Annotated in this window: 19 protein-coding genes and 1 riboswitch; of the genes, 4 read left to right on the forward strand and 15 right to left on the reverse strand. The window is 69.7% G+C overall.

Going from position 1 to position 20,823, the window contains the following annotated elements:
- Positions 1 to 22: 22 nt before the first annotated feature.
- Positions 23 to 718, forward strand: a complete 696-nt coding sequence (locus AB0F38_RS23055; protein WP_361896442.1) for a pyridoxamine 5'-phosphate oxidase family protein — start codon at positions 23 to 25, stop codon at positions 716 to 718.
- A 226-nt stretch (positions 719 to 944) separates the two neighbouring features.
- Here the strand turns inward: AB0F38_RS23055 and AB0F38_RS23060 are convergent, their stop codons facing one another.
- The 4 genes from AB0F38_RS23060 to AB0F38_RS23075 form a co-directional block, all read right to left on the reverse strand.
- Complete coding sequence (locus AB0F38_RS23060) at positions 945 to 1,994, reverse strand: EamA family transporter (RefSeq protein ID WP_361896444.1); 1,050 nt, start codon at positions 1,992 to 1,994, stop codon at positions 945 to 947.
- 67 nt (positions 1,995 to 2,061) lie between these two features.
- Positions 2,062 to 2,520: a Clp protease N-terminal domain-containing protein gene (locus tag AB0F38_RS23065; RefSeq protein ID WP_361896495.1), complete on the reverse strand. Its 459-nt coding sequence runs from the start codon at positions 2,518 to 2,520 to the stop codon at positions 2,062 to 2,064.
- 390 nt (positions 2,521 to 2,910) lie between these two features.
- The gene (locus AB0F38_RS23070) at positions 2,911 to 3,690 is read right to left on the reverse strand and encodes a type II CAAX endopeptidase family protein (RefSeq protein WP_361896447.1); all 780 of its coding nucleotides are present in this window, start codon (positions 3,688 to 3,690) and stop codon (positions 2,911 to 2,913) included.
- Positions 3,691 to 3,840: 150 nt separating this feature from the next.
- A complete protein-coding gene (locus AB0F38_RS23075; RefSeq protein ID WP_361896450.1) occupies positions 3,841 to 5,346 on the reverse strand; it encodes a glutamate-cysteine ligase family protein in 1,506 nt (501 codons plus the stop codon).
- 492 nt (positions 5,347 to 5,838) lie between these two features.
- Between AB0F38_RS23075 and AB0F38_RS23080 the strand changes: the two genes are divergently transcribed.
- A complete protein-coding gene (locus tag AB0F38_RS23080; RefSeq protein ID WP_361896453.1) occupies positions 5,839 to 6,444 on the forward strand; it encodes a hypothetical protein in 606 nt (201 codons plus the stop codon).
- Between the two features lie 290 nt (positions 6,445 to 6,734).
- A complete protein-coding gene (locus AB0F38_RS23085; RefSeq protein WP_361896455.1) occupies positions 6,735 to 6,941 on the forward strand; it encodes a DUF5999 family protein in 207 nt (68 codons plus the stop codon).
- A gap of 62 nt (positions 6,942 to 7,003) precedes the next feature.
- On the opposite strand, the gene gcvP is transcribed toward AB0F38_RS23085, so the two are convergent.
- Positions 7,004 to 9,889: an aminomethyl-transferring glycine dehydrogenase gene (gcvP, locus tag AB0F38_RS23090; RefSeq protein WP_361896458.1), complete on the reverse strand. Its 2,886-nt coding sequence runs from the start codon at positions 9,887 to 9,889 to the stop codon at positions 7,004 to 7,006.
- 195 nt (positions 9,890 to 10,084) lie between these two features.
- Positions 10,085 to 10,180: riboswitch (glycine riboswitch) on the reverse strand.
- Positions 10,181 to 10,306: 126 nt separating this feature from the next.
- Between gcvP and AB0F38_RS23095 the strand changes: the two genes are divergently transcribed.
- The gene (locus AB0F38_RS23095) at positions 10,307 to 10,678 is read left to right on the forward strand and encodes a PRC-barrel domain-containing protein (RefSeq protein WP_361896462.1); all 372 of its coding nucleotides are present in this window, start codon (positions 10,307 to 10,309) and stop codon (positions 10,676 to 10,678) included.
- On the opposite strand, the gene AB0F38_RS23100 is transcribed toward AB0F38_RS23095, so the two are convergent.
- From AB0F38_RS23100 to AB0F38_RS23145, 10 genes are all read right to left on the reverse strand, one after another.
- Positions 10,600 to 12,078, reverse strand: a complete 1,479-nt coding sequence (locus AB0F38_RS23100) for a DNA polymerase IV (RefSeq protein ID WP_361896464.1) — start codon at positions 12,076 to 12,078, stop codon at positions 10,600 to 10,602. The genes AB0F38_RS23095 and AB0F38_RS23100 overlap by 79 nt on opposite strands.
- Before the next feature lie 74 nt (positions 12,079 to 12,152).
- Entirely contained in the window at positions 12,153 to 12,770 is a 618-nt protein-coding gene (locus AB0F38_RS23105) for a MerR family transcriptional regulator (protein WP_361896467.1), read from the reverse strand.
- Positions 12,771 to 12,938: 168 nt separating this feature from the next.
- Complete coding sequence (locus AB0F38_RS23110) at positions 12,939 to 13,412, reverse strand: bifunctional nuclease family protein (RefSeq protein ID WP_006123076.1); 474 nt, start codon at positions 13,410 to 13,412, stop codon at positions 12,939 to 12,941.
- 53 nt (positions 13,413 to 13,465) lie between these two features.
- Entirely contained in the window at positions 13,466 to 14,209 is a 744-nt protein-coding gene (locus AB0F38_RS23115) for a MerR family transcriptional regulator (protein WP_361896469.1), read from the reverse strand.
- Positions 14,210 to 14,249: 40 nt separating this feature from the next.
- A complete protein-coding gene (locus tag AB0F38_RS23120; RefSeq protein ID WP_361896498.1) occupies positions 14,250 to 15,179 on the reverse strand; it encodes an FHA domain-containing protein in 930 nt (309 codons plus the stop codon).
- A gap of 61 nt (positions 15,180 to 15,240) precedes the next feature.
- On the reverse strand, positions 15,241 to 16,065 hold the full coding sequence (locus AB0F38_RS23125; protein ID WP_361896472.1) for a DUF881 domain-containing protein: 825 nt from the start codon (positions 16,063 to 16,065) through the stop codon (positions 15,241 to 15,243).
- A 5-nt stretch (positions 16,066 to 16,070) separates the two neighbouring features.
- On the reverse strand, positions 16,071 to 16,403 hold the full coding sequence (locus AB0F38_RS23130; RefSeq protein ID WP_003970459.1) for a small basic family protein: 333 nt from the start codon (positions 16,401 to 16,403) through the stop codon (positions 16,071 to 16,073).
- Positions 16,400 to 17,320: a DUF881 domain-containing protein gene (locus AB0F38_RS23135; RefSeq protein ID WP_361896475.1), complete on the reverse strand. Its 921-nt coding sequence runs from the start codon at positions 17,318 to 17,320 to the stop codon at positions 16,400 to 16,402. Before AB0F38_RS23135 ends, AB0F38_RS23130 begins: the two co-directional genes overlap by 4 nt.
- Positions 17,321 to 17,417: 97 nt before the next feature.
- Positions 17,418 to 19,913, reverse strand: coding sequence for a mannose-1-phosphate guanyltransferase (locus tag AB0F38_RS23140; protein ID WP_361896478.1), 2,496 nt, complete (start codon positions 19,911 to 19,913; stop codon positions 17,418 to 17,420).
- Positions 19,914 to 20,024: 111 nt separating this feature from the next.
- Complete coding sequence (locus tag AB0F38_RS23145; RefSeq protein ID WP_361896481.1) at positions 20,025 to 20,633, reverse strand: CDP-alcohol phosphatidyltransferase family protein; 609 nt, start codon at positions 20,631 to 20,633, stop codon at positions 20,025 to 20,027.
- Between the last annotated feature and the right edge of the window lie 190 nt (positions 20,634 to 20,823).

Below are 20,823 nucleotides of genomic sequence, written 5' to 3' on the forward strand. Positions count from 1 at the left end.
CACTAGTGCAATGGAGAAGGCAATGCCGGACACCTCTGGGCCCGACAGCACCGGGACGGACGTCGCAGTCCCCTACCAGCCGACCGTGCGTACGGTCCCGAGCCGGGCCAAGCAGCGCGCCTCGTACGACCGAAAGCTGGTCCACTCGATACTCGACGAGGCGTACCTCTGTCACCTGGGCTTCGTCCGCGACGGCGCGCCGGTCGTGCTCCCGACGCTCTACGGCAGGGTCGGCGAACGGCTGTACGTGCACGGCTCGACCGGATCCCGACCGTTGCGCGACGCCGGCGCTGCGGATCCGGGCATGGCGGTCTGCCTGACGGTCACCCACGTCGACGGCCTGGTGCTGGCCCGTTCCGCCTTCCACCACTCGATGAACTACCGCTCCGTGGTGGTCCACGGCATCGCCCGTACGGTCACCGACCCGGAGGAGCGGCGCATCGCGCTCGACGCCATCGTCGACCAGGTCGTACCGGGCAGGTCCCGGGACTCGCGGCCGGCCGACGCGAAGGAGCTCGCCGCGACGGCCGTCATCCGCCTGGACCTTGAGGAGCTGTCCGCGAAGGTCCGCACCGGCGGCCCCAACGACGATCCGGCGGACCTCTCGTTGCCGTACTGGGCCGGAGTGATTCCCCTGGCCCACGGCTACGCCGCACCGGTGCCGTCCGACGATCTGGACCCCGCGGTCCCGGTGCCCGACTATCTGGCCGCGCTCTGAAGCACGCCCCGGCCGGCACGGTGGTCCCGTCGTCCCGGCCGGCAACGGGCCTATCGGACGGCGCGTCCAGGCGCAGGCCGGAGGAGAGTGGGAGGGGTGGTCGCCAGGCTCCGCACGCGGGGCGGCTCCCGCTCGGGAGGCACCTGGGCCCGGTCCTCGTCAGGAGTGGGCTGCCGCGTGTCTGGCGGCAGGAGGCGGAAGTACGGTGCGCCGCGCGATCGCCACCCTACGGTGAGGCCGGAGAACCGGACAGCTCACCTCCGGCAGCGGCGGATGCGCGGGCGCCCGCTGCCCCCTCCGCGCGGGGTCCGGGCGTGCCCGGGCCGGATGCCACCGGTCCGGACGGCGGCCTGGGTGCGGAGGACTGCGCGATGAACGCCCCGATCAGGACGACGCAGCCGCCCACGAGCTGAGGCGTGGAGAGGTGTTCGCCGAGCAGCACCCAGGCCAGCACGGTGGCGATGACCGCCTCCAGACAGGCGACGACGCCCGCCACCTGCGGCGAGAGCAGCCGTACGGACACCACTCCGGTGACATAGGCGAGCACGGTCGCGAGCAGGACGATCCAGCCGAGCAGCAGCCATGCGGGGACCTGATGCCCGTTCATCGCCGCGTTCCCGCCGAGTGTCGTCCAGTCCATGCCCCACGGCCTGGCCACCACGGTGAGGACCGCCGCGCCGGCCACCAGGCCGTACGCGATCACGCCGACGGGATGCGGCGACTCGGCGGCGGTATCCCCGTCCCCGGTGTCCTGGCTGCCCTGGTCGGACAGCACGAAGTAGCCCACCTGACAGCACGCCGCTCCGAGTGCGAGCAGCAGCCCCACGGCGTCGAAGCTCAGACCGGCCCAGACCTCGACCACACAGGCGAGTCCGCCGACGGCCAGCACCACTCCGGCCGCGGCGGCCCGGGTGACGGGCTTGCGCTGCACGAAGCGCACCCAGCCCAGGACCAGCGCGGGCGCCAGGTACTCGACGAGGAGGGCGACGCCGACCGGGATACGGGAGATCGAGGCGAAGTAGAAGGCTTGGACGCCGGCCACGGCGAACAGTCCGAATCCGGCCAGCAGCACGGGCCGTTCACGGACCAGCTTCCGGTGCTGCCAGGCGACGGGCAGCATGACGAGAGCGGCACCGGTCACCCGCAGCCACACCACGTGCAGGGGGTCGAGCCCCGCCTCGATCAGCGGTTTGGCCGCCACCCCTGAACCACCGAATGCGAAGGCCGAGGCCAGGGCCAGGCCCAGACCGGCACTTCTCCTCTGAGACGCGTGCATCGGCACATCATGGCAGCTGACGTCAGGAGCGTCACCACCGTTACCCCTGTCGGTGCCGTGTCCACGATCACCCCCGCGCCGCCCCCGTCAGCCGGTCGGCCGTCCGGCCCGCGAGCCATGCCGCATCGACGCCCGCCCGCTCCAGCACCTCGACGGCCCGGCACTGCGGGTCGGCCACCAGTGCGGCAAGGAGATCGAGGCCACCGGCGCGGGGCTCTCCGCGCAGAACCGCCCCACGCACCGCCCGGTCCAGCGCCGCCGCGGCCGAGGGCGACCACACGTCCACCGCGCCCCGCAAGGCAGGCAGCGCACCCGTGCGTTCCCGTACGCCCTGCCAGCGGAGGCCGTACCCGATGCTGCGCTGTACGAGATAGCCGAGGACTCGGGCCAGTCGGGGTCCCTCGCCGAACGCCTCCCGGACGCCGGGATCGGACTCGATGAGGGAGTGAAGGAGATGCGCCGTGTCGATGTGGCGGTCACCGTCACGCACTGCCCGCCTGCGCGCGCCGGTCGCGACCGCCGCCATCTCCGCGGCGAGCCCGGCAGCGGGTTCGGCGGGGTTCGGCGGGGTCTGTCCGGGGATCCATCGCGTCGCATTGTGCACGATTCCTACCCCATCACCCCCGGAGGGCGAGAACATCCCCGGCACGACCCATCCGGACCTACCACCGTGGACGGGCATGTCCGAGTGGTTCCTCATCCCTGGGGATGAGATCTGGCCACCCTGGACGGCGCGGAGGCCCTGCGGACCGGCCGCGAGGTGCCGATCGGCCGCCGTTCGGACCGCACGCCTCAGTGATCGTCGGCGAGGATCGGGTGCAGCTCCTTCTGCGGAATCACGAGGATCGCGCCGCGGCCAGGTGCCCGGGATGACCATCCGCCGCAAACACACCCACCGGGTAGGAGCGGGTGTCCGTCACGGCGTGGGCAGCCAGTCCACCTTGCCCGCGAGCAGCGCGTATCCGACGAAGGCCCCGATGTCGAGCAGGGCGTGCGCGACGACCAGCGGTCCGACGCGCCCCCATCGCCGGTACAGCAGGACGAAGACGACGCCCATGACCACGTTCCCGATGAAGCCGCCGATTCCCTGGTACAGGTGATACGAGCCGCGCAGCACCGAGCTCGCCGCCAGAGCCGCCATCGGCGTCCACCCCAGCTGCCCCAGCCGGCGCAGCAGGTAGCCGACGACGATCACTTCCTCCACGACGGAGTTCTGCACCGCGGAGAGGATCAGCACCGGAAACTTCCACCACACCTCGGGCAGCGACTCCGGGACCACCGTCAGGTTGAATCCGCCGGCCCTCGCCACCAGGTAGAACGCCAGCCCGGCACTGCCGATCCCCGCAGCGACCAACGTGCCGCGGCCCAGGTCCGGCCAGGGCTTCGTACGGTCGAAGCCGAGGGTCCGCAGGCCGGCCCCTTCCCGGATCAGCAGATGGGCCACCAGCGCGACCGGCACCAGAGCGGAAGCGATGCCGAACAGCTGCCACGAGAGGTCCAGCCACGGCCGTCCGGGGGCGTAGGAACCGTTCAGCGTCGCGGCCTGGTCCTTCAGACCCCCTGGCTTCGTCAGCGATCCGACGAAGCTGATCAGGGCGGACACCCCGCTGGCCCCGAGCGAGACGGCCAGCACCAGCAGCGTCTCCGACCGCAGGGTCCGCCGTGACACCTCCTCGTGAGCAATGGATCCAGCCACGCGCCCCGCCTCCACCCGTACACCTGCCCTCAGCCGTGCGTCAGTGCGTCCTAGCTTGCCCGACGGCAAGGGCGCGGAGGGACACCGGGCGGCCGCCTCCGAGCGACGGCGCGGGTACGGGCGGCTGCCGGCGAGGGCCGCCCGTCCTCCTCAGGGGGCGGGGAAGCCGACCGGCCAGGTGTGCACCGGCTCGCCCGACTGCATCAGTTCGCCGTAGCGCCGGGTGGTGGCCGCCAGCGCCCCGTCCCGTTCGAGGCCTGCCTCCAGTGCCCGGTGATACGTGTCGACCTGCCAGGAGGCCCCGTTCACGCGGCGGCGGCAGCGCTCCTCGATCACTCCCAGATAGAGGTCGCGGTCCGCGGGCTCGATGTTCCAGGCGTCGAGCCCGGCTGCGGCCAGCGGCAGCAGTTCGTCCCGCACCAGCTTGACGGCGGGCACCTTCGTCACACCTCCCGAGCGCCCGGGGCGCGGCCACAGCAGCTCGGCGTCGATCCCGTGGCGGCAAGCGGTGTCGAAGTTCTCGGCGGCGGCCTCGAAGGGCAGCTTGGTCCACACCGGCCGTGACTCGTCGGCCAGCGCGCGCACCAGCCCGTAGTAGAAGGCAGCGTTGGCGATCACGTCGACGACCGTGGGCCCGGCGGGCAGGACCCTGTTCTCCACCCGCAGATGGGGAACACCGTCGGCCAGCCCGTACACCGGCCGGTTCCACCGGTAGACCGTGCCGTTGTGCAGGACGAGTTCGGCGAGAGTCGGTACACCGCCCTCGTCCAGCACCCGCAGCGGTTCCTCGTCGTCGCAGATCGGCAGCAGGGGCGGGAAGTAACGCAGATTCTCCTCGAAGAGCTCGTACGCGGAGCCGATCCAGCGCTCCCCGAACCATGTCCTGGGCCGAACCCCCTGATTCCTGAGCTCGGGCGGCCGTACGTCCGTGGCCTGCTGGAACAGCGGCGGCCGCGACTCCCGCCACAGCTCCTTGCCGAACAGGAAGGGGGCGTTGGCCCCGAGGGCGATCTGGACGGGGGCGATGGCCTGGGCGGCGTTCCACACGTCGGCGAAGCGGGCGGGTGTCACCTGCAGGTGCAACTGGACCGAGGTGCAGGCCGATTCGGGAGCGATGGAGGAGGAGGAACAGACAAGTCGTTCGACGCCCTCGATATCGAGGACGAAATCCTCGCCGCGGGCCGCCGCCATTTGGTCGTTGAGCAGTGTGTACCGGTCCACGTCCGACAGGTTCGCCGAGACCACGTCATCGCGGCCGAGTGTCGGCAGGATGCCGATCATCACGATCCCGGCGTCCACCTCCGCGGCCTTCCGGTGCGCATAGGCGAGCCCGGTGCGGAGCTCTTCGGCGAGCTGATCGAAAACCCTGCCGCTCAGCCGGTGCGGCAGAATGTTTACTTCCAGATTGAACATCCCTAGTTCGGTCTGGAAATCCCGGCTGGCGATGCGCTGGAGCACCTCCGCATTGCGCATCCGCGGCATGCCGTCCGGACCCGCGAGATTCAGCTCGATCTCCAGCCCCATGAGATTCCTGGGCCGATCGAACCTCTGCTCCGACAGGAGCCTCTCCAGCCCTTCCAGGCACTGGGTGAGCTTCTTGCGGTACACCTGCCGACCGGACAGATCAAAGCTGTCCGCCACGACCTTCTCGCCCATCGAAGGGTCCCCTCCTCGGGTGGGCGGCCCGCGGCACAGGCCGCTCGCATCACGATCGATAATGCCCCGACGAGGTGATCTATAACGCCCCCACGACCATCGGGCACCCAGTAGTCTGTTGGCGGAAGCCGGAGGCACATTCCGTCGGCATGCAGCATATGGAGTTCGTGCCGCCGGGAGCGCATGGAAACACCGATGCGTTTCAGCCTACCGCCGTCACGTGAAAATTCCTGGCCGCAGGCTTCCCAGGCGGGGTCGAAGTAGCAGAAATCCCGCAATTCAGAGGCTTAAATCCATCTTGTGGACAATACGTGGAACGGCTAGCCGAAACATCGTGTGAACATTTGTCGTATAAACTCTGCGAACGCGGCAGAGAGTTGACGCACCGGCCGGTCCGCCCGGTCGCCGGCCGTCCTCTGGCCCCGCACGCCGACAGCGCCGTCTGCACCCGCCCACGCATCACCGTGTCTCCGAAGTGAGAGGCGACCCACTATGCCGCTGCATGTTTCTCCGGCCCCAGCGCCCGCACTGCGCAGCGTTCTCGCAGCACTCGGTTCTCCCACCGCCGTCCGCGAGGCCCATACACCCGCTCTCCGGTCCGTCCAGGGATCGCTGAGCCCCGAGCTTCCCCTCCCCGTCCATGTGCTGGACCGGATCGCGCCGAGCGAGACAGCACCCTCCACCCGCCTCGCCGGCTGGCGCTTCCTGATCCGCAGCGGTGAACGCGCCGTCGCCGCCGCGGACACCGTGCTCACCGCCGACGGCTGGACCTTCTCGCACTTCTTCGAGGGTCCCTACCTCGCCTCGACCGAACTCGCCGTGCGACAGGCCGAGTCGGCGGCAGCGCACTACCAGCCGCGTCTGCTGTCCATCCCGGAGCTCTACATGCTCACCCTGTGGCTGCACGACGACACCGAGGCCGATGCCGCGGGCGGGACACTCGCTCCGACCGATGTGCTGGTGCCCCTGGCGCCCGCGCCTCCCGGGATCACCGCCCAGCGCCCGCACCGGGTCGCCGATCTGCTTCCGGTCATGACTCTGCGTGTCACCCCGGCTCCGCTTCCGGAGCTCCCCGGCCTCCTCGGGTCACCGGCCTGATCCTCCGGCCTCACGCGCCCCCGTCGTCTCCACGGCGGGGGCGCGTCCGCCCGCCCGTCCGGACTAGCCCGGTCAGGTCACCCCGAACCACCCGGAGGGACAGTCCAGTTGTGTTGGACCGTCCGGCCGGGTGACGCGTCCGGGAAGGAGAAGAGGAGCTGTGGCGAAATGCCTGCGGAATGAAGCCCGTAGGGCAACACTGGGACCGGACCGATCTGATACGGGGGCGGGCCATGAACACATCGTCACGCCGCAGGACACTCGACTCGACGCAGCGAAAGAACCCATCCATGTGCCAGCACCAGCCACCCTGCCCGACCGCAGACTCCGCCGACCGGGAAGCCGCACGCCTGACGGCACACCACCCGGAACAGGGCTGGAGCCTGCTGTGCAACGGCGTCCTGCTCTTCGAGGACACCGGTGAGCTGCTCCCGGACGGGCAGATCATCGCCCCGCACCGGACCCTGAGGAACGGCCAGGTGATGAAAGCCGCCTGACCACGGCGGAAAAGACACAGGGGCCGGCCGGAGAAGTCTCCGCACCGGCCCCGACGCGTGTCCTACTGGTCGTACTCGTCCAGCGGCGGGCAGGAACAGACCAGATTGCGGTCGCCGAACGCCCCGTCGATCCGGCGCACCGGCGGCCAGTACTTGTCCGACGGCGAGACGCCGGCCGGGAAGACCGCCACCTCGCGGCTGTAGGCGTGCGTCCACTCGCCACCCAGAGCGGCCGCGGTGTGCGGCGCGTTGCGCAGCGGGTTGTCGTCCGCGGTCCAGGTGCCGGAAGCGACCTTCTCGATCTCACCGCGAATGGCGATCATCGTGTCGCAGAACCGGTCGAGCTCGGCGAGGTCCTCGCTCTCGGTCGGCTCGATCATCAGCGTCCCGGCCACCGGGAACGACATCGTCGGCGAGTGGAAGCCGTAGTCGATCAGCCGCTTGGCGATGTCATCGATGCTGACACCGGTCGCCTTCGAGATGGGGCGCAGATCCACGATGCACTCGTGCGCCACCAGACCGGCCGGGCCGTTGTACAGGATCGGGAAGTGCGGCTCCAGACGCTTGGCGATGTAGTTGGCCGCGAGCACGGCGACCTGCGTCGCACGCTTCAGGCCCTCGCCGCCCATCAGCCGTACGTACGCCCAGGAGATGGGCAGGATGCCGGCCGAACCCCAGGGGGCGGCCGAGATCGGACCGACGCCGGTCTCCGGGCCCGCCGCGGGCTGGAGCGGGTGGTTCGGGAGGTACGGCGCCAGGTGCGCGCGCACGCCGACCGGACCGACACCGGGACCACCGCCGCCGTGCGGGATGCAGAAGGTCTTGTGCAGGTTCAGGTGGGAGACGTCCCCGCCGAACTTGCCGGGCTTGGCCAGGCCGACCAGCGCGTTGAGGTTGGCTCCGTCCACGTACACCTGGCCGCCCGCGTCGTGCACCTCACCGCAGATGGCGGCGACGTGCTCCTCGAAGACGCCGTGCGTGGAGGGGTAGGTGATCATCAGGACGGCGAGCTCGTCGCGGTGCTTCTCGATCTTGGCGCGGAGGTCCTCGATGTCGACCTCGCCGTCGTCGGCGGTGTTCACCACGACGACCTTCATGCCCGCCATCACGGCGCTCGCGGCGTTGGTGCCGTGCGCGGAGGACGGGATGAGGCAGACGGTCCGCTGCTCCTCGCCGTTGGCCCGGTGGTAGGCGCGCACGGCCAGGAGACCGGCGAATTCGCCCTGCGAGCCGGCGTTGGGCTGGAGGGAGACGGCGTCGTAGCCGGTGACCTCGGCGAGACGCTCCTCCAGCTCACGGATGAGGGTGAGGAAGCCCTGGGCCTGCTCGGCCGGCGCGAAGGGGTGCAGCGCACCAAATTCGGGCCAGGTGATCGACTCCATCTCGGCGGTCGCGTTGAGCTTCATCGTGCACGAGCCGAGCGGGATCATGCCGCGGTCCAGCGCGTAGTCCCGGTCGGCGAGCTTGCGCAGGTAGCGCAGCATCGCCGTCTCGGAACGGTGCTGGTGGAAGACCGGGTGGGTGAGGAAGGAGTCGGCGCGCAGCAGGTTCCCGGGCAGCGCGTCGGCTGCCTCGGCGTCGAGGGCCTCGATGTCGCCGGCGGCACCGAAGGCCGCCCAGACGGCGGCGATCTGCGCACGGGTGGTGGTCTCGTCACAGGCGACGGAGACCCGGTCGGCGTCGACGAGCCGCAGATTGACCCCGCGCTCACGGGCCCCGGCGACGACGCCCGCCGCCGCGCCCGGGACGCGGACGGTCAGCGTGTCGAAGTACGCGCCGTGCACGACGTCGGCACCGGCGGCCCGCAGCCCCTCGGCGAGGATCGTGGCGAACCGGTGCGTACGCCGCGCGATCGTCCGCAGGCCCTCGGGGCCGTGGTAGACCGCGTACATCCCGGCCATGACGGCGAGCAGCACCTGCGCGGTGCAGATGTTGCTGGTGGCCTTCTCGCGACGGATGTGCTGCTCGCGGGTCTGCAGGGCCAGGCGGTAGGCCTTGTTGCCGTCCACGTCGACGGAGACGCCGACGAGGCGGCCGGGCAGGCTGCGGGCGAACTTCTCGCGCACGGCCATGAACCCCGCGTGCGGTCCGCCGAAGCCCATCGGGACGCCGAAGCGCTGCGTGGTGCCGACGGCGATGTCCGCGCCCAGCTCGCCGGGCGAGGTCAGCAGGGTCAGGGCCAGCAGGTCGGCGGCGACGGTGACGATCGCCCCGAGCTCGTGGGCCTGCTCGATGACGGGCTTGATGTCGCGCACGGCTCCGGAGGCGCCCGGGTACTGCAGCAGCACGCCGAAGACGCCCCGCTCGGCGACGTCCGCCGGGATTCCGTCGGAGAGGTCCGTGACGACCACCTCGACGCCGGTCGGCTCGGCGCGGGTCTCGATCACCGCGACGGTCTGCGGGAGGGTGTCGGCGTCGACCAGGAAGACGCCGTCCTTGACCTTGCCGACACGTCGGGCCAGGGCCATGGCCTCGGCGGCCGCCGTGCCCTCGTCGAGGAGCGAGGCCCCGGAGGTCGGCAGGCCGGTGAGGTCGGCCACCATCGTCTGGAAGTTCAGCAGGGCTTCGAGCCGCCCCTGGGAGATCTCCGGCTGGTACGGCGTGTACGCGGTGTACCAGGCCGGGTTCTCCATGACGTTGCGCAGGATCACCGGCGGGGTGAAGGTGCCGTAGTAGCCGAGCCCGATCATCGGGGCGAGCACTTGGTTGCGGTCGGCGAGACGTCGCAGCTCGGCCAGGACCTCGGCCTCGGTACGGGCCGCAGGAAGGTTCAGCGCCTCGGCGCTCTTGATCACGTCGGGCACCGCTGCGGCGGTGAGCTCGTCGAGGGAGCCGTATCCGACCTGGGCGAGCATCTTCGCCTGGGCCTCGGCGTCGGGCCCGATGTGGCGCTGCTCGAACGGAATGCCCTGCTCCAGCTGGGAGAGCGGAGTGCGACGGGGGGTCATGATGGAGGCCTCCTGGTCTGTCACGACCTGCGAGGGGCACCACGGCGTGGCTGCCCGGACGGCCTCCCCATCTGTCATCTCGACCTGAGAGCTTCACCGGCACGGCCCGGAGGCGTACCGGCTTTCACCGTCGGTGAGGACGGGGGCCCTCGACGGCACGTGCCGTACGGGTCCCGCCCTGCTTTCCAGAGTGACCTCGTCCGCGCGGTACGGGGGCCTGAGAGATTCCGGGGAGGAGTTGCTCCTTCGGCGCCTCCGGATTTCTCCGGAGGGCTCTCCCGCGCGGGGTCGGCAGCCGTGTTCCAGACTACCAGCGGGCCGGAGCCGGCGTCTCGAGTGGCCGAAGCCCCGGATCTGGCCTTTCGTTGTGCCTGTGGAGCAGTTGCGACCACCCTGTTGCGACCAGTGGGAGGCACCGTGCAGACCGACATCGATCCGCGCAGCCTGATCGGCCGCAAGGCCTTCGACCGCAAGGGGGCCAAGATCGGAACGGTGGACGAGGTCTATCTCGACGACGCCACCGGCGTACCCGAGTGGGCAGCCGTCCGCACCGGGCTCTTCACCCGGGACGCGTTCGTCCCGCTGGAGCCCAGCGAATTCGTCGACGGCACTCTGGTGATCCCCTTCGACCGCGCCCTGATCAAGGACGCACCCGACTTCGGTGTCGGCCGTCACCTCTCCCCGGAGCAGGAGCTGCAGCTCTACCGCCACTACGGGCTGGACTCCGCCCCCCCGGGCGGGACCGGGCCGGACAGGGACTTCGGCAGGCTGGCCGGCCACGAGGAGTAGTCCACCGGGTCCCGCACCAGCGGCAGCGGGTCGGCCGGGTGGAGTTCCGGATCTTCGATGCGGAAGGTGCGCACCCGGCCGGGCGGCATCCCGGGCTCCTCGAACCGCACGGTGACACGGCCGACCCCACTGCCCTGCACCCACCCATGGCCGTGGACGTCGTGGCGTACGTCGTGCCCGGCCTGCCAGCGCCGGGCGGACAGCTGTGCGGCGCTCTCGTGCGAGGCGTCCTCCCCCGCCGCGGCGTCCGGCTCGTCCGGCACCGCGGCGGCCCCGGACCCCGGCTCGTCCGCCGTCGCCCGCTGCGCGTCGGCTGACTGCCGTGCGTCGGCTGCCTGCGCGAAGAGATCCTCCTGTGTGAAGTCCGCGAGCCCGGTGACCCCCACCCCCAGCAGCCGCACGCCACCGGTGGTGTCGACGGCCTCCAGGAGCCGGGCCGCGGCCTCCCTGACGACGGTGGGGTCGTCCGTGGGGCCGCGCAGGGTCTCGGACCTGGTCAGCGTCGAGAAGTCGTAGCGGCGCACCTTGAGGACGACGGTCCGGCCGGACCGTCCCGCGCCCCGGAGCCGGTGGACGCACCGGTCCGCCAGACGCTCCACCTCCGTCCTGACGCGCACCCGGTCGTGCAGGTCCACATCGAAGGTGTCCTCGACCGACACGGACTTCGCGTCCCGCTCCGCGACGACGGGCCGGTCGTCGTACCCGAGCGCCATGCGGTACAGCCCGACGCCGTGCGCCTTGCCCAGGAGCCGTACGAGCTCCGCCTCGCCCGCCTCCGCGAGGTCCTGGACCACGGTCATGCCCGCCCGCCGGAGGTGGTCACCGGTGGCGGGTCCCACACCCGGGAGGGTCCGTACGGGCATGGGGGCCAGGAGCTCACGCTCGGTGCCCGGCTCGATCAGCAGCAGCCCGTTCGGCTTCGCCTCCTCGGAGGCGATCTTGGCGAGCATCTTGGAGCCCGCCAGACCGACGGAACCGCTGAGGCCGGTGACACCCCTGATGACCGTGCGCAGCTGCTCACCGACCATGCGGGCGGACATGGAGTCGTCGGCGACCCCACCCGCCTCCAGGTCGACGAAGGCCTCGTCCAGGCTGAGCGGCTCCACGAGCGGGGACAGGCGCCCGAGCAGCTCCATCACTTGGTCGCTCACCGCGCGGTAGAGCGAGAAGCGGGGCACCAGATAGGCCGCGTTGGGTGCCAGCCGTCTGGCCTGTGCCATAGGCATCGCCGAGTGGACACCGAGCCGCCGGGCCTCGTACGAGGCCGTGGCGACCACCCCGCGCATCCCCAGTCCGCCCACGACGACCGGTTTGCCGCGCAGGCTGGGCTTCGACGCCTGCTCAGCGGACGCGTAGAAGGCATCCATGTCCAGATGCAGGATGGTCGGTGCGGCTCTCACCTCACCGATGCTGCCCTACGCCACTGACAACGGGACTGCCCGGCACCCGCGCGGCGCGGGCGGCCCCGGTGCTCTCAGCCCGCGCGGTTGCGCCGCCGGGCCAGCTCGTCGGCGGGGTTGTTGCCGATCAGCGTCTCGCCGGTGTCGACCCTCTCGCCGTGCAGCTGGGACAGCGCGGCGTCCACGTCCCGCCAGACGACGCCCACCGCGATCCCGAAGACTCCCTGGCCCCCCTGGAGCAGCTTCACGACCTCGTCGGGCGAGGAGCACTCGTAGACCGTCGCCCCGTCGCTCATGAGGGTCATCCGCTCGAGATCCGTGAACCCCCGGGCCCTCAGGTGCTGGACCGTGGTGCGGATGTTCTGCAGAGCGACGCCCGTGTCCAGGAAACGCTTGACGATCTTGAGGAGAACCACGTCCCGGAAACTGTAGAGACGCTGCGTCCCGGACCCGTGGGCCGGACGCACACTCGGCTCCACCAGGCCCGTACGCGCCCAGTAGTCGAGCTGCCGGTAAGTGATCCCGGCCGCTGCGCATGCTGTCGGCCCCCGATAGCCGATCTCACCTGCCACTGCCACACCGTCCGTTGCCATCATCACCGGCTGGGCCGGTTGCCTGATGGTGTGGTCGGCCGCACTGCCGTGCTGCTGGTACGGCCCACCCACAGCCGTACCGTCGCCGCTGCTTCTCACGCCGACCTCCGTCCTTGACCTGCCCACTCGAAGGTAGGCAGTCACCAGGGGTGCGTCAACGATCGCCACACTCGGCACGCCGAGTGATAATCACCCTGAGGGTGGTTTCCCGTGACCGAATTCGGGGAACGGCTTCTCGGATGCGCTGACAGAGGCCCTGCCGGACGGTCACTGACTGTTGGTACCGAAGTCCTCCGGCGAGATCTGGTCGAGGAACTCGCGGAACTTCTCCACCTCGTCCTCCTGCTCGTCCGGAATGGCGATTCCGGCGTCGTCCAGCACCCCGTCACTGCCGTAGATCGGCGTACCGGTGCGCAGGGCGAGCGCTATGGCGTCGGACGGCCGCGCGCTCACCTCGACCCCACTGGCGAAGACCAGCTCCGCGTAGAAGACCCCTTCCCGGAGGTCCGTGATACGGACCTCGGTGAGCTCCTGGCCGACGGCCTCGAGCACGTCCTTGAAGAGATCATGGGTCAGCGGCCTGGCCGGAGCCATGCCCTGCTGGGCGAAGGCGATCGCTGTCGCTTCCCCAGGGCCGATCCAGATAGGGAGGTACCGGTCGCCTCCCACTTCACGCAGGAGCACGATCGGTTGGTTGGAGGGCATTTCCACCCGGACACCCACAACGTCGAGCTCGTTCACACAGCAACCCTAGGACGTGCCCGCCATGTTTGGATAGTCGGGCTCCTCCGCGGTCAGCGGAAGCGAACCTTCAGAGCGGTCTGCACGAGCGCGGCATGGAGCCGGACGGACAGCTCCGCGAGCTCCCTCGCGGTGGCCTCCGCATGGGCCCTGGTCTGCGGATTCCGGTGCAGGCGCAAGGGTGCGACCACTTGCTCGACCAGCCCCGCCTCACGCTCGGCGGCCGCTTTCACCGCCCGCAGGTGCCGAGGTTCCAGACCGAATCGCCCCAGATCCGCCACAAGCCGCGCCACGGTGACCGTCTCGGCCTCGTAGCTGCCCTCGGGCGTGGGCACGATCAGCCCGTACGACTCCCACTCACCGAGCTGGTCCTCGGTGACCTCCGCCGCGGCAAGGAGCTCGGAGCGCCCGATACGGGCGGCGTTGGCCCGGCCCGGGTTCTGGTCCCAGCGGCCGTCCCCGAGCTCGCCCTGGCCGCTCCCGGGAGGCAGCGCGGCCTGCTCGCCGCGGGCCAGGGCGTCGAGGTGCTCACGAATGACCTTGAGCGGCAGGTAGTGGTCCCGCTGCATGCGCAGGACCTGAGCCAGTCGCTCGACATCGGCGGAGCGGAACTTCCGGTATCCGGAAGGGGTCCGCTGCGGCTCGATGAGCCCCTCGGCCTCCAGGAAGCGGATCTTGGAGATGGTGACTTCGGGGAACTCGTCGCGCAGCTGCAGAAGCACCGTGCCGATGCTCATGCCTCGCCCGTCCGCGGCGGCGGTGCCGTGGCCGGCACCGCCTGTCGGTGTTCGCAGCATGGACCTTCCTAGGGTCCCCCCGGACGGAGCCCGGGGAGGGTCACACGCCCCGCTGGCTCGCGTAGAAGACCAGCCGGTACTTCCCGATCTGGACTTCGTCGCCGTTGGACAGCGCGACGGAATCGATGCGCTCACGGTTGACGTAGGTGCCGTTGAGGCTGCCGACGTCCCCCACGGTGAAACTACCGTCCGCGTTCCTGTGGAACTCCACATGACGCCGCGACACGGTCACGTCGTCGAGGAAGATGTCGCTCTGCGGGTGACGGCCGGCCGTGGTCAGGTCGCCGTCCAGCAGGAAGCGGCTGCCCGAGTTCGGGCCGCGGCGCACCACCAGGAGCGCGGAACCCGCAGGCAGGGCGTCCACGGCGGCCTGGGCCTCCGGGGAGAGCGAGGGGGCGGCCGTCTGGCCGGTCACCTCGGCCTCGTACGCCTCGATGCCGGAGATCGAGATGGTCGAGGTCGTCTCCGAGGCACGCTCGGGCACTGCGCCCCGCAGCGGCGCGCCGCAGTTGGAGCAGAAACGGCTGGCCTCGGCATTGCGATGCCCGCACCTCGTACAAACCGGCATGGACGAGCCCTCCGGGGCGGGGGGAAACCCTCCACCCGTACTTGAGGTCGATGATTCCCCGAAACCTATGCGTCCGGCACCACCAGGGTCAACAGACGACGCGCCGGACACACCGGCACCGTCACCCGCCGGACCCGGCACTTCATCGCGGAAGAGCGGGCGATCCGATCCCCGCTCCTCGGCGCCCTGCCCCTGACGCGGAGCACGATGACGGGCAGCACTGTTGCTGTCCTCGCGGGCACTCTTTCCGAACAACTTCGCAAACAACTTCACGGGCGTTTCCCCTTGACCGAAATAGACCCGCCCGTGGGGCAGGACGAACCCTGAATGAACACACCTGCCGACCCGGACATCCTCACAACGTCCGTATCCACTCGACAGTTTCCACCACGCGCCACCGATCTGATGCGCCGACCCCCCGCAACCTCGTCCCCGTGTCCTTCCGGCCCTGTCCACCGTGCCTTCACTGCGGTGACGACCGAGCGTAGTCAGGCTGCTCAGCCGGTCGCAAGGCATCCACGACGATGTCCTCGGCCCGCGCCACTTCCGCCGTGGCCTGCTCCTTCTCCAGGGTCTGCACCACTCCGCCGGGGATGTTCAGAGCCGGTTCGAGGTCCTGCGGCTTACCGATGACCTTGAACTCGTACGGGGTCCGGATCCTGCGCCCGTCGACCCTGAGGTCTCCCCCGTCGCCGGAGAAGTAGGTGTTGGCCACCACGCGCACCCCGTTGACCTCGATGGCCTCGGCACCGGCCGCACGCAGTTCCTGGATGGCGTCCAGGAGCATGTCCGCCTCGACGGCGCCCGTCGGGTCGCTGATGGTCAGGGTGATACCGGGCCCGTGGGCCGCGACCGTGCCCGCCAGGATGCCGAGCTGCCGTTCCTTCTCCAGGGTCTGCTTACGGGCCTCCTCCGCCTGGTCGGAGCTGTTCTCCAGTTCCGTGCGCTGGTCGTCCAGGCGCTGCTTCTCGTCCTCGAGGCGCTGGGTGCGGTTGTCGAGCTCGTCGAGGATGCGCACCAGGTCCTCCTGGCGGGCGCCGCGCAGTGCGCTGTTGTCGCTGTTCGACCTGACCTGGATGGCAAGCCCCAGTCCGAGGACGAACAGGAGCAGGGCCACGATGAGTTGGGCCCTGGTCACCCTGGGCGGCCAGAGGCCGGCGAGCAGCCGCCGGCGTCCGGAGAGCTCCTCGGGGGCGTCGGCCGGAGCCGGGCCCGGCGCGGGTCCGGGGGCCTCGGGAGGCAGCGCTCCGGCGCGGTGCGCGCCGTGCGGGTTCTGTTCGTTGGTCATCGGCCTCAAGCCCGGAAGACGTGCCGGCGGATGGCCGCGGCGTTGGAGAAGATACGGATGCCGAGGACGACCACCACACCCGTGGAGAGCTGGGCTCCGACGCCCAGTTTGTCGCCGAGGAAGACGATCAGCGCGGCCACCACGACGTTCGAGAGGAACGACACCACGAAGACCTTGTCCACGAAGATCCCGTCGAGCATGGCCCGCAGACCGCCGAAGACGGCGTCGAGCGCGGCGACAACGGCGATCGGCAGGTAGGGCTCGACCACCGCCGGCACTTCGGGCCGGACCAACAGTCCGACCACGACTCCGACGACGAGGCCCAGTACGGCGATCACGATGTGCCCTTCCTTGTGTCTGCCGCACCACTGCCCGTGTCTGCGGCCTGAGGCTCTGCTGTACGTACGATCAGGCTCGGCGCGGCCGGCAGACGCACCTTCTCCTGTTCGGAGATGCTGGTGCGGATGTCGAAGCTCTCGTGCAGCGCCTGCAGGTACAGCCCGTCCGCACTGTCGCGGAACGCGTCGGCGAGCTTCTTCCCGTCCCCCACCGCGAGTACGGTGTAGGGCGGCACGAGCGGCCTGTTGTCGACCAGTATGGCGTCGCCCGCGGCGCGGATCGCCGAAAGTGCCGTCAGCCGCTGCCCGTTGATCGCGACAGCCTCGGCGCCGGACTGCCAGAGTCCGTTGACCACCCGCTGCATGTCGCGGTCCCGTACCCGCCCGGTGTCGGCGAAGCCGGTCGACTCGCGCGGCCCGCCGCCGCCCTGATCGGTGTCCTCGGCGTCGTCGACGACGAGCTTGATTCCGGGCCCTTCGACGGCAGTTGCACCGGACAGCAGCGCGACCAGACCGCCCTGGTCCCCGCCGTGTTCTTCGAGGGCCTTGCGCTGCCGCTCGCCGACGTCCTTGCGCAGTTCGTCGACGTCCGCCTGCAGCGCGTCGGCCGCGGTGGTCTCCGCGTTGACGCGATCGATGAGTTCCTCGCGCTCCTTGGCCACCACCGGAGCCGCGACACGGGCCTCGGCGGCACCGAGGGTGACCACGAGAGCGGCCAGCACCAGGCCTGCCGCGAGCCCCAGCTTCGACTTGAGCGTGCGGGGCATACCGGCGCTGCCGTCGGCCTCGCGGCGTGCCGAAGCCTCGGCGTAGCCCTCATCCAGGCTGTGCTCCATCACCGTGGTCAGCAGTGACATGGACGCGTCGGGACGGGGAGGCGGCGGTGCGCTGCTCCGATCGGGGGGCGGCTGCGACATGCCGCACATCGTCGCACGTCATGACGGCTGCCGCCGAATGGCCCCACCGGTGGCCCGGAAGCCGCGGCGTGCCGGCTTCCGGGTCACCGTCGCGGAGTCAGTCGCCCGCGCTGTCGACGATCGCCGACCATTCGTCGAGCAGTGCCTGGGCGGAGGCGTCGTCGGGGCCTTCGGCCCACAGATGGGTCACGGCCTCCGCACGGTCGGGCAGCACCATCACCCAGCGGCCGTCGGTCTCGACGACCCGGACACCGTCGGTGGTGTCCACATTGCGTTCCCCCGCCGCCTCGACCACGCGTCGCATGACGAGTCCCTTGACGGCCCACGGCGTGGCGAGGTCGTGGCGAAGGACGTGGGCACGCGGGATGCGGGCGTCGATCTGGCTGAGCGTGAGCTGCGTCCTGGCCACCAGCCCGATGAGGCGGACGAAGGCCGCGGCACCGTCGAAGACGCTGCTGAACTCGGGGATGATGAATCCGCCGCGCCCGTCGCCACCAAAGATGGCGGTGTCCTCCCGGCCCACCCGCGTCAGGTCGTCGGGGGACGTGGTCGTCCATTCCACCTGCGTGCCGTGGTAAGCGGCCACCTGTTCGGCGACGCGTGTGGTCGTCACCGGCAGGGCCACCCGCCCGCTCCGCCGCTCGGCCGCCACCAGGTCGAGCATGACCAGCAGCGCCCGGTCGTCCTCGATGATGCGGCCCCGCTCGTCGACGAGCGAGAGCCGCTCACCGACGGGGTCGAACCGCACCCCGAAGGCTGCCCGCGCGGACGACACGATCTCTCCGAGCCGCACCAGTCCGGCCCGCCGGGTCTCGGCCGTCTCGGTGGGCCGCGACTCGTCGAGCCCCGGGTTGATGGTCAGCGCGTCCACGCCGAGCCGTCCGAGCAGGCTGGGCAGGACGAGACCCGCACTGCCGTTGGAAGCGTCCACGACAACCTTGAGACCGGCGTCGGCGATGCCCTCCGTGTTGACGTTGCGCAGGAGGGAGCCCGTGTAGGAGTCGAAGACGCTCGACGGGAAGTGGAGGTCCCCGATCTCCCCGGGGAAGGCCCTGCGGTACTCCTGGCGAGCGTAGACCCGGTCCAGCTTGCGCTGGCGGGCCTGGGAGAGATCGGCTCCCCGTTCGTCGAAGAACATGATGTCGACGGAGTCCGGCACCCCGGGAGACGTCCGGATCATGATGCCGCCGGCACTGCCACGTGCGGTCTGCTGACGGGCTACGGGCAGCGGTACGTTCTCCAGGTCCCGGACATCGATGGCGCTTGCCTGCAGCGCCGAGATGACCGCTCTCTTGAGTGCACGCGCACCACGGGAGTGGTCACGGGCCGTGGTGACCGTCGCGCCCTTCTTCAGCGTCGTCGCGTACGCACCGGCGAGCCGTACCGCGAGCTCCGGGGTGATCTCGACGTTCAGGATCCCGGAGACTCCACGGGCTCCGAACAGATGCGCCTGCCCCCGCGACTCCCAGATCACCGAGGTGTTGACGAACGCGCCGGCCTCGATGGTCTTGAACGGGTAGACCCGCACATTGCCCTGGATGATCGATTCTTCACCGACCAGGCATTCGTCGCCGATGACGGCGCCGTCCTCGATGCGGGCCGCACGCATGATGTCGGTGTTCTTACCGATCACGCAGCCGCGCAGATTGCTGTGGTCGCCGATGTACACGTTGTCGTGCACCACGGCCCGGTGCAGGAACGCACCGGATTTCACGACGACGTTGGAGCCCACGACCGTGTGCTCGCGAATCTCCGCGCCGGCTTCGATCTTGGCGTAGTCCCCGATGTACAGCGGGCCCCGGAGCACCGCGTCGGGGTGGACCTCCGCGCCTTCCGCCACCCATACGCCGGGAGAGATCTCGAAACCGTCGAGCTCGACGTCCACCTTGCGTTCCAGCACGTCGGCCTGGGCCTTGACGTAGCTTTCGTGGGTGCCGACGTCCTCCCAGTAGCCCTCGGCGATGTAGCCGAAGATGGGCTTGCCTTCCTTCATCAGCTGCGGGAACACATCGCCCGACCAGTCCACCGAGGTGTCGGCCTGGACGTAGTCGAAGACTTCGGGCTCCATGACGTAGATGCCCGTGTTCACCGTGTCCGAGAAGACCTGGCCCCAGGTCGGCTTCTCCAGGAAGCGCTCGACCTTTCCCTCTTCGTCGACAATCGTGATGCCGAATTCCAGTGGGTTCGGAACCCTCGTCAGGCACACCGTGACGAGCGCGCCCTTTTCCTTGTGGAAGGAGATGAGGTCCGTGAGGTCGAAGTCGGTGAGGGCGTCGCCGGAAATGACCAGGAAGGTGTCGTCCTTCAGGGCTTCCTCGGCGTTCTTCACGCTTCCCGCAGTACCGAGCGGCTTCTCCTCGTTGGCATAGGTGAGCTCCATACCGAGCTCCTCGCCGTCGCCGAAGTAATTCTTGACGAGCGAGGCGAGGAACTGGACGGTCACAACGGTCTCGTTGAGTCCATGCCGTTTGAGCAGTCTCAGCACATGCTCCATGATCGGCCGATTGGCCACGGGCAGGAGTGGCTTGGGCATGCTTGAGGTCATGGGGCGAAGGCGAGTGCCTTCACCGCCTGCCATCACGACGGCCTTCATGTCGGAAACGTCCTCCTTGAAGAGACGACGGTCTAGCCGACTTCACCCGTCGGGGTAAACACCAGGGCATTCATTGCGGGCGTGCGACTCTGCACGGCACGCGCCAACGAGCTAATCGGCTACTTCATCCGCCTTGACGAGCCGGCGGACCTGGACCACGTAGAGGATCCCTGCCCACCAGTAGAGAGTTGTACCCCATCCGGCGAACGCCCATCCGAAAATGGCGCCCGTCGTTGCCAGCCAACCACTTCCGTCGCTGAGCAGCAACAAGGGGAAGGCGTACATCAGGTTGAACGTGGCTGCCTTGCCGAGGAAGTTCACCTGGGGGGGCGGATAGCCGTGCCGGCGCAGGATTCCCACCATGACGAGGAGCATGAGTTCACGGGCGAGAAGCGCTGCGGTCAGCCAGAGTGGAAGGATCTCCCGCCAGGTGAGGCCGACCAGAGTGGACAGGATGTAGAGGCGGTCTGCGGCCGGGTCCAGGAGTCGGCCGAGACTGCTGATCTGATTCCATCGGCGGGCGAGCTTGCCGTCGAGATAGTCACTGACACCGCTCAGCATCAGGACCAGCAACGCCCAGCCGTCGCTGTTGGGCCCGCCGAACACGGGGCGGAGGATCAGCCACAGGAAAAGCGGTACGCCGACGAGGCGAGCCATGCTGAGGATGTTGGGGATGGTGAGTACTCGGTCCGTCTGAACTCGAGTCTCCTGGACCTCCACCCGGGGGCCTCCTGTGAAGAACGTGCCGATGATGCCCCCTGACCCTACCCTCAGCCGTCGACGGCCGGTGCACAGGGGTACGGGGGAAGGGGGCGTGAACGCAGAAAAGCCCCGTGCCACAAAGGCACGGGGCTTCCCCGGAAAAATTGTTCGGCGGCGTCCTACTCTCCCACAGGGTCCCCCCTGCAGT

The sequence above is a fragment of the Streptomyces sp. NPDC025273 genome (assembly GCF_040638585.1).
In the GTDB taxonomy this organism is placed as follows: domain Bacteria; phylum Actinomycetota; class Actinomycetes; order Streptomycetales; family Streptomycetaceae; genus Streptomyces; species Streptomyces cinereorectus.